Raw genomic sequence first — 13,997 nt, 5'->3', positions numbered from 1 at the left:
CGACGGCGGCTTCGGTCGCTCGCGGTGGGGGAACTGGTCAACGTGCCGTTGCAGACGGTCATCTGGTTCGGCGTGGTCGGCGTGCCCGCGACCGCCGCCAACCTCCTCGGGTTCGCACTGGTCACGCTGCTCCTGCTGGAGGGCGCCGCGTACTGGACGGTCAAGCTCCGCGCCCTGTCCGCCGGCGGCGGCGCGCCGCTCCCCGGGGCGGCGGTGTTCGCCGCCGCTCGGGTGGTCAACCTGGTGCTGCTCGGGCTCGGCGTGCCGCTCACCGTCCTCGCGGTGGCCGACGACCCCGGGACCGGGAGCATCCCGGGCCTGCTCTTCACACTCTTCGCCGTCCTGGAGCACGTCAACTACTTTCATACCCAGCTGATGTACGACACCCCCGAGGACCGGCGCAGCCGCCGCACGAACGGGCGGCGCCGGGCACATCTCGCCCGTGACCTGGAGCGGGCTCGGACGCTCGGAACCGGGCAGCCATCCGCCGGTGGGACCGGTCGCTCCTGACGTCTCAGGTGAACAGTGACCTGCCCGGTCACGGCGCGGCCTTCAGGATCTCGTAGAGGTCGGACGCGGCGGCCCGGGGTCCGTGCACCGCGCCGACCCCCGTGACGTTGAGGACCACCTCGTCCACGCCGAGCGCCCGGTAGGCGTCAAGGCGCTGGTGGATCTCCTCGGCCGTCCCGTAGAGGAAGATTCCGCCGTCCACCAGCGCACGGACGTCGCCGGGCCCGCCGTCGCCGGTGATCCCGATACCGGCCCGCCGCAGGACGGCCTGGTAGTGGGGGAACTGGATGTGCCCCCCGCAGGTCGCCCGCAGCAGTTTCGCCATGTCCCGGTCGGGGCCGGCCAGCGCCACCGGAACATAGGCGGTGACCTTGACCGGCTGCTCCGGACGCCGCTCCTTCGCGCTCCGCAGAGCCGGGATCAGGAACTCCTCGAGGTACGCCGCCGAGGCCATCCAGGTGATGGCCACGTCGGCGAGTTCTCCGGCGAGTTCCGCCATCCGCTCCCGCAGGACGCCGAGGCCCAGTGACACCTCCGGCTTGTGGAACGGCATGAGCTGCGCCTTGGCGGAGAAGATCTCCCCCTCGCGGTCGCTGATCCCGCCGTCCAGCAGGTCCCGGACGATGGTGACGTACTCCCGGCAGGCGGTGAGCTGACTGGGGTAGGGCCGTCCCATGGCGCAGGTCTGCGCGGCGAGCGAGCCCGGACCGTAGCCGGCCACCACCTCGTGCCCGGTGGCCAGCGCCACCGACCGGGCCTCGATCGCCGCGTTGTACGGCGAGCGGTAGGGCATCAGCGACACCCCGAACCCGGCGGGCACCCTGATTCCGGAGCCGGCCAGCCAGCTCACGATCTGATGGCTGTCCAGAACGAGACCCTGGCCCTGCCACAGCCGGGCCGCGCCACCCCATTTGACGAGATTGGCGAAGGGGATCACCTGCTCGGGGCGGGTGGCGTTGACGGGGAGGAGGATCGAGTGCCGCATCCCGGCAGCCCTTTCGACGAGTGGTGGAGCGGATGACAGGCGGGCGGTCAGCTCGGGGAAGGCGCCGACAGCTCCAGCGGGAGGCGCAGAAGGGCCGGGTCCGCGCCGCCGAGCAGGGCATCGACCATCAGGTCGGTGTCGCCCACGCCGGCCCAGCCGAGCATGTAGCCGATCAGTGAGGTCCGGCCGGCCGCGCCGGTGAAGTAGCCGTCCTCGCGGATCCGGCCGAGGACCTCGGCCTGGTGGGCGGCGGCCCGCTCGAACAGGTCCGCGCGTCCCAGGGTGCGGCCCGCGCCGATCAGGCACTGGACGACGCCGCTGCTGCCGTGGCAGACGGAGAGGTCCACCGCGCGGCCGGGCGCCAGGGCGGTTGCCCGGCCGACCAGATCGGTCAGCCGGGACTCGGTCAGCCAGTCCTCCCGGCCCGCCGCGACGAGGATCTCCGAGCCGGCCAGGAGGAGGCCGGCCGCGCCCTTGCACCAGCCGTGCTCCGCCGGGACGCCGTCCCGCTCCCAGCGGCCGATCAGCCAGTCCGCAGCCTCCTTGGCGGTGCGATCGAGGCCCAGAACGGATCCGGTCCGGGCGGCCGCCCAGCGCAGTCCCAGTTCGCCGTGGGCCAGGTCCGACCAGTGGGTCTCCCGCTCCCTGCCCAGGTGGGACAGGGCCAGGTCGGTGAGCCGCTCGACCGTCGTGGCGTCGGCGGGGAAGGAGGAGCCGTCGCGGCGGAGACGGTCGAGCAGGACCATCAGCAGCCCGGCCGGGCCGTTGGAGAGGTCGGTCTCCAGGACGCCTTCCGCCGCGCGGTCCTGGAGGGCCTGGAGCAGGCCGGCCAGCCGGGCGGACGCGGCTGCCGGCTCCTCGGGGCGGACCAGCAGCAGCGAGGCGGCCCCTGTGAACACCGACTCGGGGCGCTGCAGCAGCGCCTCGCCGTACTCGGCGAGCAGGGTGGTGAGCCCCCGGTCGGCGCTGCCGGCCGGACCGGCCAGGCTCTCGTCGCGGGCGGCGGCGCGGTTGAGGAAGGAGACCACGCCGGCCGAGTCGTGGAAGGAGACGAAGTTGCCCGGGGTGATGGTGGAGGCGTCGCGGTCCGGGCCGATGCCGCCGACCCATCCGCACTCCTCCTGCCCGCCGGGAGCGGTGACCGGCACCCGCACCTCGGCGATCCGGCCGGCGATGGAGCGCCACCAGGCGCCGGGACGGGCCCCGGCCAGCAGGTGCCCGCCGAAGACCCCGGAGGCCGAGAGCCCGCCGGGCGTGTCCTCGCCGCACAGCTCGCCGAAGCACTCCTCAAGGAGGAAGTGGTGGTAGGCGTCGGTGCGGGCGGCGTTGTGGGCGACGCCGCGCCGGGCGAAGTCCAGCGCGGTCGCCGAATACACCCCGGGTGTCGACCCGTTGACCGTGCCGAGCGCGTCGGAGTCACCCCGGGTGACGAAGTACGGCACGTTGCCGCCGTGCAGCGAGGCGCGCTCCGCGTCCGCCGCGAAGCGTTCCGCCTCCGGGGACAGGTAGTCCTGGTGCATCTTCAGGAGTCCGAACAGCCGCTCGGCCTCCTTGGGGTCCACCAGGTACTTCGGGTGGGTGGAAGCGTCGATGAAACGACCGTAGATCATGGTGGAGCGCAGAAGGAGCCGCACCGGCACCCCGGGGTGGGCCTCAAGGACGCGGGTGACGACGCCGTCCCGCAGGGCCGTCAGGGCCGCGCGGCAGCCGGCCAGGATGGCGTCGAACCACTCGGTGGCGATCAGGTGCGTCTCGCCGAGCCGGGGCACGTTGTCGCCCTGCCGGTAGTTGAAGGGCTCCCGTGACACCGCGATGGCGTCCGTTCCCGGGTCGCGGATCACGGCGCTGGTCATGGACGACGGCTGGTCGCCCGCCACCCCGACGCCCGCCATGATGAAGTCGACCGGCGAGGTCGGGTTCACCATCGGCACCAGCATCGTGGAGGCGACGGACAGCTTGGTGTGGTTCATCAGCGCGTCGGGGAGCGAGTCGTCGCCCACCCCGGCGTCCGGCCGGAGCATGGTCTCGGTGTCGATGACGCACGGGTGCTCGCCGCAGGCCAGCAGGTTCTCGTCGTGCAGGTCGGTGGCACCGATGGAGCCGAACAGCACCGCCAGCGCGCCGATCCGGTAGAAGTAGCGGCCGGGCTGGTCCGCCCGCTCCATGGCGGCCGGCACGGTGAACTCCTGCCAGCCGTGCGTGCCCACGGTGAACGACCGGGGGACGCAGCGGGACAGCGGGTGCTCCAGGTACGGGGCGACCGCCCGGTACAGGTCGCGGACGAAGTCGTCCGCGGTGAGCGGCCGCGGCTTGAACACCAGCCGGGTTCCGTTGGCCAGGTGGAGAATGTGTACCTGACGGTTGTCGTTGTGCAGGTCGGAGCCGCTGGGCGAGATCGCGGACAGCAGCCGGCCGGCGTCGCCCGGCGCGCCGAGCAGTCCGGCCTCCGCAAGGAGCGGGTGGTCGTCGGCGAAGGCGGTGAGGAACTCGCGGTAGGCGTCCAGGGAGTGGGACAGCATCCCGGTCAGTCGCTGCCGCAGCACCGGGTACTTCTCCAGTAGGGCGTCCGGGACGCCGGGCTCCTCCAGACGGGCCGTGAAGCGGCGCAGGGCGGTGTCGCCGCCGGACTCCATCGGCAGGCCCAGCTGCTCGCGGAAGGCGTGGAACTCGCCGATGAGTATCCGATAGGACTGCGTCTCCACCGTCTTCAGCAGGGCCTCGTGGGCCTGGTCCAGCACGCTGCCGCGGCGGTCAGGGGCGGCAGCCCGCAGCAGCGGCTCGCGCAGCTCCTTCTCGACCGCGGACCGGGGGACCACATGGGAGTAGAAGGGGAGGAAGGCCTCGACGGCCACCATGCTCTCGCTCATGCCCCGGCACCTTCCACCAGCAGTTCGGCCGTCCGGCCGGCCTCATCGGCTGTCGCCGCGTACAGGTCCCGGTACACGCTGCCTCCGTCCATGAGTTCTGAATGTGTTCCTTGCTCGACGATCCGTCCCTGGTCGAACACGTAGATGAGGTCGGCGGACTCGATCGTCGACAGGCGGTGCGCGATGACGATCTGGGTGGCGCCGATTCCCTCGATCAGCCGGGTCACCCGGCGTTCGTTGACCGTGTCCAGGGAGGCGGTGGCCTCATCCATGACGAGGATGGAAGGCCGCTGCAGAAGGGTGCGCACGATGGCCAGCCGCTGCCGCTGCCCCCCGGAGAAGTTGGAGCCCATCTCGGCGACCAGGGTCTGCAGGCCCATCGGCAGGTCGTCGAGGAAGTCCAGGATGCCGGCCTCGCGGCAGAACTCCCGGACGGTCTCCTCGGGGATGTCCTGGCCCAGGGTGAGGTTCTCCAGGATCGACCGGTTGTGCAGGTGGACCTCCTGCGGGATGTAGCCGATCACTCGGCGCAGGGAGTCCCGGTCGTACTCGCCGGCGTCCCGGCCGCCGAAGCGGACCGAGCCGGAGGTGGGTTCGTGCAGGCCGCAGACGATCCGGGCCAGGGTGCTCTTGCCCGACCCGGAGGCGCCCACCAGGGCGACCCGGGCGCCGGCCGGGATGTCCATGGAGACGTCGCGGACCACCGGTTCGCTGTGCCGGGTGTAGCGGAAGGACACCTGGTCCAGTTCGACGGAAGCGGACGCCAGCTCCTCGCGGTCGCCGCCGGGGCCCTCGGGCTCGGTGCGGGTGATGTCGCTCAGACGGGACATGTAGCGGCTGGTCTCGGTGAACTCCGCGTACGCCTGGAACACGGAGGTGGAGATCGCGAAGTAGGTGGCGGCGACGGTCTGCACCGCGATCGCCCCGCCGATGCTGATGGTTCCCCGTCCGACGAAGTAGAGGCTGGCGAGCAGCAGCAGCAGCGGCCCGAACATCTGGATGGTGGCCGCCACGCCGGTCACCCGGCCCTGCTGCAGCCGCATCCGCGCCTTCATCGCGTCGAGGGAGGCGGCGTAGGTCTCGCGCCAGGTGTCCAGGTACTGCTCGGCGTAGCCGCCCATCTTGATGGTCGGGATGGAGACGATGGCGTCCAGTTGCAGCGACTGGCTCCTGCCCAGGTGGGTGATCTCCATGTCGACCGCCTCGAGGACCCGCAGTCGGGTGGCGGCCAGATAGCCGGCGTTGGCCAGCACCAGGGCGAGCGCCATCAGCCCGAGCCGCCATTCCACGTGCAGCAGGTAGCCGCTGACGCAGACCATGGTGCCGACGTCCAGGACGCCCTGGGCGACCCGGGAGGAGAGCATGTCGCGGACGGCGTTGACGCTGCCGAGCCGGAAGAGCAGCTCGCCGGGCTGACGGGTGGTGAAGAACCGGTACGGCAGCGACAGCAGCCGAGTGAAGGCGTGGTCCATCAGATGCCGTCCGAGCACCGCCACCAGCGAGGACAGCAGCAGGATCCTCAGGAGATGGAGCAAGTAGTAGCCGACGGCGGCGGCGGCCACCATGCCGATGACCCACAGATGGTCGCCGAGCTCCGTCCAGCCGGAGAACCGGTCCACGGACCACTCGGTGAGCAGCGGAATCCCCAGCACCGCGGCGTAGGCGGCCAGCGACAGCGCCCCGACACCGGCCATCCGGCGCCCCGCGCCCTCGGGCAGCAGGGGCATCGTCCGCCAGTCGGCGAAGGGCCGGCGGCGCAGCCGGCGGAACGCGGGGCCGGGCTCGGCGGTGATGACCACGCCGCTGAAGTGCCGGGCGAGTTCGTCCGAGGTCATCCGACGGCGGCCGACGGCCGGGTCCATGACGACGGCCTGATCGCCGTCGAAGCTCTCCAGGACCACGAAGTGGTGATCGTCCCAGAAGAGGATCACGGGCGAGTCGAACCGGGTGAGCGCCGCGACGCCCCGGGCGCTCAGCAGCCGGCTCCGCATGCCGCGGGACTCCAGGAACCGCGCGAGCTGCCGGGCGCTCAGGCCGTCCCGTCCCGCGTCCATGTCCTCGCGGACCTCGGAGATGCCTTCGTCCCGCCCGTAGTAACGGAGCAGGGCCACGCAGCAGCACAGACCGCACTCGGTCTGGGCGACCTGGGTGACGGCCGGCACGCGTCGCGCGGTCCGACGTGATTCCGGGCGAGCGCCCATGGCTACCGCACCTCCGGGTTGTGGGACGTCGGGCAAGGAGAGGGGGCCTGCGTTGACGGAGCGTCGGACGGGGCGGGAGGCCGGGAAGCCCGGCGCGGGTCGGACCTCGGTCCGGCCCACCCCCACCCCGTCCGTCGTGACCGACGCGGCGGTCCGGTTTCAGCGGGCCGCGCGTATCAGAGCCGTCAAGGGCTTCAGCACTGGCTGGTGCACTTGGTGGTCGGGCAGGCGGAGGCGGACACCAGGGTCGCCACGGCGGTGACGATGGCGCAGCTCCAGGTCGTACCGCCGTACACGTCCGCCTCGCCCATCTCGACGAGCTCGAACTCGTCGTAGCCGCCGAGGACGTCGGCCTGCATCTTCTCCATGGTCTTCTCCTTTTCGGTTTTCTCCCGTCGCGCGCCCGGAAATCGACAGGGGACATACGGAACGCGCATCCTCCGCCTTCGGAGGACGCCTCCCAGTCTGTCCGCCCTCAATTCGCCGAACGCATAGACCTGACGCCTTCGCACGCACACGCTGAAATGCACCGGAAAAAGCGTCGGGCCCCCACACATTCGTGTGGGGGCCCATTTCGCGGGGTCCGAGGCGCGTCGACCGGTCAGACATCCCGCCGCACAGTCATCCCATGGCCGAGCGCCACAGCCCCCACCGTCCACACGGCGAGCACGCCAAGACCGGACCGCGCTCCCAGCACCTCGTCGCCCCCCGAGCCGCGCAGCACCATCCCCCCCGCCACATCCGGCAGGAACCGTGCCACCTCCCCGACCCCCGGTATGTTGCTCAGGATCGTGGAGAGCATGAAGAACAGCGGAAGCAGAACGGAGAGCGCCGCCGCCCCCGACCGCAGCAGCGTCGCCACCCCCATGGAGAACGCCACCAGCAGCACCGTGTAGAGCACCGCCCCCGCCACATGCCCCGCCGTGGCGAGCCCCGCCGGTGCCCGGTGCTCCCCGATGGCGCTCTGCACGATCAGGAAGGCCGGCACCACGCCCACCACCGCCAGCGCCCCGCTGACCAGGCTGACAAGACCCACCTTGGCGTAGTAGAACCGGGCCCGGTCGGGGACGGCCAGCAGACTGCTCCTGATCGAGCCCGACGCGTACTCGCCCGTCACCGCGAGAATCCCCATGATCACCAGAACGATCATCCCGAGCGGTACGGCCGACAGGCCGAGCCCGACCGGGTCGAACCCCGGCGCCGTCAGCTGCCTTTCGCCGGGCACCATTCCGTAGACGAAGGCAAGTCCGATCATCAGGACGAGATAGACCGCCAGGGACCATTTCGGCGACCGCAGCGTCGTCAATTTGACCCATTCGGCGGCCACGGCGTGCTTCATCAGAATCCCCCCGTCGAAGCCCGGTATTCAGCGTGTTCCTCGGTCAGCTTCATAAACGCCTCTTCGAGTGAACCTTCGGAAGCGGTCAGCTCGAAAACGGCGATACGCTCCGCGCTCGCGACGAGCCCGACCTTCTCCACGGACACCCCGCTCACCGCCAGCGTCGCCGCGTCCCGCCGCACGGCCTCGATTCCCTGCTCCCGCAGCGCCCGCCGCATCCCCTCCGGATCGGCCACCCGGGCCAGTACGGTCCGGTCCGAGTGCGCGGCGATGAACGCGTCCACGGGGGTGTCCGCGAGCAGCCGGCCCCGGGCGACGACCACCAGATGGTCGGCGGTCACCGCCATCTCGTTCATCAGATGGGAGGAGACCAGCACCGTCCGTCCCTCCGCGGCCAGCCCCCGCATCAGCTCCCGGATCCACCGGACACCCTCGGGGTCGAGTCCGTTGACCGGCTCGTCGAACAGCAACACCTCGGGGTCGCCGAGCAGCGCCGCCGCGACGCCGAGCCGCTGCCCCATGCCGAGGGAGAATCCGCGCACCCTCTGCCGGGCCACCGCGAGCAGGCCGACCCGGTCCAGGACCTCGTCGGCCCGGGTGGCGGGCAGGCCGTGGGAAGCGGCAAGCACCCGCAGGTGGTCCCGGGCACTGCGGCCCGGGTGCGCGGCCCTGGTGTCGAGCAGTGCTCCCACCCGGGTCAGCGGGCGTGCCAGGCTCCGGTAGGGGACGCCGAGGACGGTGGCCCGGCCGGCGGTGGGCTCGTCCAGACCGAGGATCATGCGCAGGGTGGTGGACTTGCCGGCGCCGTTGGGGCCGAGGAACCCGGTGACCTTCCCCGCGGTCACGGAGAACGACAGACCGTCCACGGCGACCTTCGCGCCGTACCGTTTGGTGAGGTTCTCGACCTCGATCATCACAGCACCTCTCGTCCATGAACAGTCGTGACATGACGGCCAAGCCCACCGGCCCTCATACGGCCCCCGCCACCGGCTCCGCGTACAGCCCCGCGTACACCCCGCCCAGGGCGAGCAGTTCCTCGTGCGTCCCCCGCTCCACGATCCGGCCGCGGTCCAGGACGTGGATCAGGTCCGCGTCCTGGACCGTCGCCAGCCGGTGCGCGATGACGATCTGCGTGGCCCCGGTCTCCGCGATGATCCGGGAGACCCGCCGCTCGTTGGCGGTGTCCAGCGAGGCGGTCGCCTCGTCCAGGACGATGACCCTCGGCCGCTGCAGCAGTGTCCGCACGATGGCCAGCCGCTGCCGCTGCCCGCCGGAGAAGTTGGAGCCCATCTCGGACACCAGGGTCCGCAGCCCCATCGGCAGTTCCTCGACGAAGTCGAGGATCCCCACGGCCGCGCAGTACTCCCGGACCGTGGCCTCGCCGATGTCCTGGCCCAGGGTCAGGTTCTCGAGGATGGTCCGGTTGTGCAGGTGCACCTCCTGCGGGACGTACCCGATCTGCCCGCGCAGGAAGTCGGTCCGGTAGGCGCTCATGGGGTGGCCGGAGAACTCCACCACCCCTCCGGTCGGCTGGTGGAGCCCGCAGACGACGCGCCCGACGGTGGACTTGCCCGAACCCGACGCGCCGACGAACGCCACCTTCGCGCCGGCCGGGATCTCCAGCGAGACGTCCTCCAGCACCGGCCTGCTGTGCCGGGTGTAGCGGAACGACACCTCCCTCAGCCGTATGGAGGTGTCGTGGAGTTCCGTGCGGGGCCCGCCCTCCGGCTCGCTCTCGTGCGCCGTGATGTCGCTCAGCCGGCTCACGTAGCGGGAGGTCTCGGTGATCTCCGTCAGCATCTGGAAGACGGAGGTGCTCAGGGCGAAGAAGGTGCCCGCCACGGCCTGCACGGCGATGGCCGAGCCGATGGTCACCGTCCCCCGCGACACGAAGTGCAGGCCGGCGAGGAGCAGCGCCAGCGGGCCGAACATCTGCGTGGTGGCGGCGATTCCGGAGATCCAGCCCTGCTGGATACGCATCCGGGTGCGCATCGCGTCCAGCGAGGCGCTGTAGGTCGCCTCCCACTCGTCGGCGAACCGGCCGGCGTAGCCGCCCATCTTGATGGTGGGGACGGACACGATGGCGTCGAGCTGCGTGGACTGGGAGCGGGAGAGCAGCGCGAGCTCGGTGTCCGTCACCTCTTTCACCCGGTGCCGGCTCAACCACAGGAAGCCGCCGTTCAGCAGGAACAGCGCGAGCGCCAGGAGGCCGATGCGCCACTCGGTGACGAACAGGTAGACGCCGATGCAGGCCAGGGTCCCCACGTCCAGGACGCCCTGGGCGATCCGCGAGGAGAGCAGGTCCCGGACGCTGTTGACGGTGTTCAGGCGGAACAGAAGCTCGCCGGGCTGCCGGGTGGCGAAGAACTTGAAGGGCAGGGAGAGCAGTCTCCTGAAGACATGGCTCATCAGGTGATGGCCCGTCACGGCGATCAGCCCCGCCAGCGCGGCGGTGCGCAGCATCCACAACAGCAGGTAGCCGATCGCGGCCGCCGCCACCGCCCCCGCGATCAGCCCCGTCTGGGACAGGTCGCTCCAGGAGTCGTCCCGGTCGACGGCCCATTTGGTCAGCGCCGGTATGCCCAGCACCGCCGCGTAGGAGCCCAGGGACAGCAGGGCGACCAGGGCGATCCGGCGGCCCGCCCGGGCCGGGACCAGCGGCAGCGACCGCCAGTGCCGGAAAGCGGGGAGGGCCTGCCGGGTGAAGTCCGGGCCGGGGGAGGCCGCGATCACCACCTGGGAGAAGCCGGCCTCCAGCTCGTCGCGGGTGAGGCGTTTGCGGCCCACGGCCGGGTCCATCACCCAGGCCGTCGTGCCGTCGAAGCGCTCAAGGACCAGGAAGTGGTAGTCCTCCCAGAAGAGGATCACCGGCTCGGTGAAGCCCCGCAGGGCCTCCACGCTCCGGGCCCGGAACGCCTTGACCTCCATGCCCCGCGAGCGCAGGAAGTCCGCGAGCTGCTTGGCGCCGAGACCGTCACGGCCGGCCTCCAGGTCCTCCCGCACGGTCCGGAAGTCCTCGGTGCGGCCGTGGTACCCCATCACCGCGACGCAGCAGCACAGCCCGCACTCCGTCTGGGTGACCTGGGTGACGGAGGGAACCCGGAGGCCCATCAGAGGGCTCCGTGCCAGATCGGCGACACCCGGGGCCGGGCGTCGTCGAGGCGGCCGAGGAGGTGCAGCAGCACACCCGAGGAGCCCACCATGGCGCTGTCGGTGTGCGCGTAGCGGGAACCGGTGTCGGCGAGCTTCTCCGCGACCACGTCAGGACCCAGCCGGCGCGCCTCGACGGCGGCGGCCCGCTCAAGGAGCTCCTGGTCGTCGCCGGCGATCCTGCGGACCACGTCGATGTTGCCGAGGTCGCCGTGGCACCAGGTGAGGTTGCGTCCGAAGCCCTGCCGGAACGTGTTGTCGAGGGCCGCCTCCAGGCGCTCGGCGGTCCGTTCGTCCGCTGTCCGGGCGGTCACGGCGGACAGCGCCATGGCGATGCCGGCGGCGCCGTGGCACCAGCCGGTCGAGAACCGGCCCGGGAAGGCGGAGTTGGTGGACCAGTTCCGCTCCCGGGGCACGTAGAACGTCTCCAGACGGTCCGTCAGGAGGCCGATGGCGGCATCGACGCGGTGCCCGGTGTGGTCGGGCAGCGTGGCGAGGGCGTGCAGGACTCCCGCGACGCCGTGCGCGAAGCCCGACTGCTCCCACCAGGAGCCCGACGGCTCCTCCGCATGGCGCAGCAGCCGGCCGGTGAGCCCGTCCAGGGCCTTGTGGCTGTGGTCGCCGCCGATCGAGGCGATCATCGTGGTGATGCCGGAGATCCCGGAGATCACCTCCGGGGTGTTCGCGGGGCCGAGCTGCTCCACGACCAGCGGCACGGCGTCCTGTGCCGCCTTGACCCACCCCGGCTCCCGCAGGATTCGCCCGGCCTCGCACAGGGCGAACAGCAGGCCGGTGGTGCCGGTGTAGGCGCCGGCACCACTCTGCCGGATGCTGCGCAGCTCGTAGACGCCGTCGGTGAGGATGCCGGCGCTGCGCTCGAAGACCTGGCGTGCCACCCGTTCGTAGCGTTCGTCGCCGAAGTGGGCCGCGGCCGCGGCCAGGGCAAGGGCGGGGCCGGTGCGTCCGGTGTACAGGTCGTACCCCAGCACGCCGGAGGGCCAGGGCCGGGCGGCCTGCGCGGAGGCGAGCGGGCCGATCCAGGTGGCGGGGAGATGACCGTACTGGTCGGGGAGGCTGCCCGCGGTCAGGGCGTCGGCCAGCGACCGGGCGAGCCGCTCGAGGCTGGTGCGCTCGCCGGTGGGGGCCCGGCCGTTCAAGGCGGTCCCGCCGGAGAGGTGGTTGTCGGGGAAGCGGGAGCAGAAGGCCGAGTGGAGCAGCCGCAGCTGCCGCCGCACCGCCTGCTCGTCGAGCGCCGCGGCCTTGGCCAGCGCCCGGGAGAGCGGGGTGCGGCCGAGCCGGACGCCGGTGTCCTCGCCGTCGCAGTCGTGGACGGTGGTGCCGGTGGCGGGCACGGTGAAGTAGGGGACGTCGCGTTCGGCCATCTGCCGCAGCTCCGAGCCGACGAGCCTGCGGTCGGAGAACCGGGAGGGGATGGCGATCCTGTGGAGCAGGGCCTGGGCGAGCGCCGGGTCGGCCATCGCGGCGGCGGAGGCAGCCATCCGCAGGATCTGCGCGTACTGCGACGTCGGGTTGTGGATGTAGCGGAGGCGCATGGCAGGCGCGAGCCCCTCAAGGAGGGTGGTCCACCAGGAGGGCCGGCGCATCACCGCCTCGCAGACCTGCCGGAACCCGTCGGCCATCTGTCCGGCGAGCCCGTGGATCTCCCGCTCGGTGCTCTCCCGGACCACTGTGGAGCGCTGCTCGGACGGGCGGGCCTGGAGGTGCACCCGGATCCGGTCGGTGAAGGGGTGCTCGAAGACCATGGTCTTGAAGGGGGAGACGCCCTGGTTGTCGCCGCCGAGGAAACCGAGGTCGACATAGCCCGCGTCCTCGTCCTTGCCGGCCAGGACCAACGGGAGGATCCCGATGCCGTAGACGCTGCGGCCGATCTCGTCGTAGGCGTTGCCCTCGGCCTCCGGCGTGGGGCCGGTGTGCACCCGGGAGGGGTGCAGCAGCGTCTCGAGGTCGATCGCCACCGGGCCCCGGCGGGTGGGCAGGATGTTCTCGAAGTGCATGTCCCGCGCGTCCAGCAGGTAGAACACGGCGGCCAGCTGGCCGCAGGCCCGCATGAACGGCACGCTGAATCCGCCGATGTCCTCCTGTTCGACGTACTCGACGTATCCGTACCCGTCGCGCACCAGGGTGCGGGCGGCGGGCAGCGCGCATCCGGCCTCCGCGTTGACGCGCTCGACGACCGTCTCGAAGGCCGCCTCGCAGGAGACGTCCCGGGGCTTGTAGACCAGGCGGGCCCCCGAGGCGAACCTCAGGATGCTCACCGCCCTGCCGTGGGCGTGCGAGTCGCCGTCGGCCCCGCCGATGGACAGCAGCGGGTCGCCGGGGGAGACGCCGGAGAACCGGAAGACCTCGTCCCGGTCGGCGTGGAGGCGCCGGACGAGTTCGCGCGCGGCCTCGCGGGCGTTGCGCACCACATGGCCGGCCGCGGAGCGGAGCACCGGGAACGGCTCCAGGGCGTCTCTCCACGCCCGGGCGACGAAGTCCTGGTAGCGCTCGTGCGGGGTCGCCCCCCGCAGCAGCGCTTCGGCGGAGGCCTTGTTGACCGCGGCGACCAATGTACGGGTCGCCACGTCGCGGAGCCGGGCCTCGGCCCGGCCGAGCACCTGGAGGGTGAAGGCGTCCAGGTCAGCGACGGCCTCCGTGAGCTCCGCGGGGAGGAGCCCGCCGGCCGCCGGCAGTGCCAGCCGCCGAATCACGCGCTGGAACGGATACTCCTCCGGCTCCAGCGACCAGGCGAGCGCGGTCGGCGAGGGGGCCTCTGGAGCGACGTCGGACGGAGCCGAGAGCTTGACGTGGACGGCGGGCGCGAAAACGCTGAGGGGCTCGATGGTTTCGCGGATTTCGACGCTGTCGAGTTCTGGGTAAAGATTCGCGGGCGAGATCAATGCTCCGGCTCCCTGCGCGGAAGATGATAGATTGCCACGTTGCGC

The 13,997-nt window shown here is 71.6% G+C and carries 9 protein-coding genes; 1 reads left to right on the top strand and 8 read right to left on the bottom strand.

Going from position 1 to position 13,997, the window contains the following annotated elements; translation table 11 throughout:
- Positions 1-42 precede the first annotated feature (42 nt).
- Positions 43-510, top strand: a complete 468-nt coding sequence (locus tag ACFVYX_RS13285; RefSeq protein ID WP_389681443.1) for a hypothetical protein — start codon at positions 43-45, stop codon at positions 508-510.
- Between the two features lie 28 nt (positions 511-538).
- Here ACFVYX_RS13285 and ACFVYX_RS13280 read toward each other — a convergent pair whose 3' ends face one another.
- The 8 genes from ACFVYX_RS13280 to ACFVYX_RS13245 all read right to left on the bottom strand — a co-directional run bounded on the left by ACFVYX_RS13280 (position 539) and on the right by ACFVYX_RS13245 (position 13,952).
- Positions 539-1,495, bottom strand: a complete 957-nt coding sequence (locus ACFVYX_RS13280; protein WP_389681442.1) for an LLM class flavin-dependent oxidoreductase — start codon at positions 1,493-1,495, stop codon at positions 539-541.
- Between the two features lie 47 nt (positions 1,496-1,542).
- Positions 1,543-4,362 carry a type 2 lanthipeptide synthetase LanM gene (gene lanM / locus ACFVYX_RS13275; RefSeq protein ID WP_389681441.1) on the bottom strand — a complete coding sequence of 940 codons (2,820 nt, stop codon included), beginning with the start codon at positions 4,360-4,362 and terminating at the stop codon, positions 1,543-1,545.
- Entirely contained in the window at positions 4,359-6,524 is a 2,166-nt protein-coding gene (locus ACFVYX_RS13270; RefSeq protein WP_389681440.1) for a peptidase domain-containing ABC transporter, read from the bottom strand. The genes lanM and ACFVYX_RS13270 overlap by 4 nt, the downstream gene beginning before the upstream one ends.
- A gap of 233 nt (positions 6,525-6,757) precedes the next feature.
- On the bottom strand, positions 6,758-6,931 hold the full coding sequence (locus tag ACFVYX_RS13265) for a class II lanthipeptide, LchA2/BrtA2 family (protein WP_167346869.1): 174 nt from the start codon (positions 6,929-6,931) through the stop codon (positions 6,758-6,760).
- Positions 6,932-7,164: 233 nt separating this feature from the next.
- Positions 7,165-7,902, bottom strand: coding sequence for a hypothetical protein (locus ACFVYX_RS13260; protein WP_389681439.1), 738 nt, complete (start codon positions 7,900-7,902; stop codon positions 7,165-7,167).
- Positions 7,902-8,816 (bottom strand): ABC transporter ATP-binding protein, encoded by a 915-nt coding sequence (locus tag ACFVYX_RS13255; RefSeq protein WP_389681438.1) that lies wholly within the window; start codon positions 8,814-8,816, stop codon positions 7,902-7,904. Before ACFVYX_RS13255 ends, ACFVYX_RS13260 begins: the two co-directional genes overlap by 1 nt.
- A 55-nt stretch (positions 8,817-8,871) precedes the next feature.
- Positions 8,872-11,013 (bottom strand): peptidase domain-containing ABC transporter, encoded by a 2,142-nt coding sequence (locus ACFVYX_RS13250; protein ID WP_389681437.1) that lies wholly within the window; start codon positions 11,011-11,013, stop codon positions 8,872-8,874.
- Entirely contained in the window at positions 11,013-13,952 is a 2,940-nt protein-coding gene (locus tag ACFVYX_RS13245) for a type 2 lanthipeptide synthetase LanM family protein (RefSeq protein WP_389681436.1), read from the bottom strand. The genes ACFVYX_RS13250 and ACFVYX_RS13245 overlap by 1 nt, the downstream gene beginning before the upstream one ends.
- Positions 13,953-13,997 lie beyond the last annotated feature (45 nt).

The sequence above is a fragment of the Streptomyces sp. NPDC058326 genome (assembly GCF_042879855.1).
In the GTDB taxonomy this organism is placed as follows: Bacteria; Actinomycetota; Actinomycetes; order Streptomycetales; family Streptomycetaceae; genus Streptomyces.
This window is presented reverse-complemented; position numbering and strand designations above follow the sequence as displayed.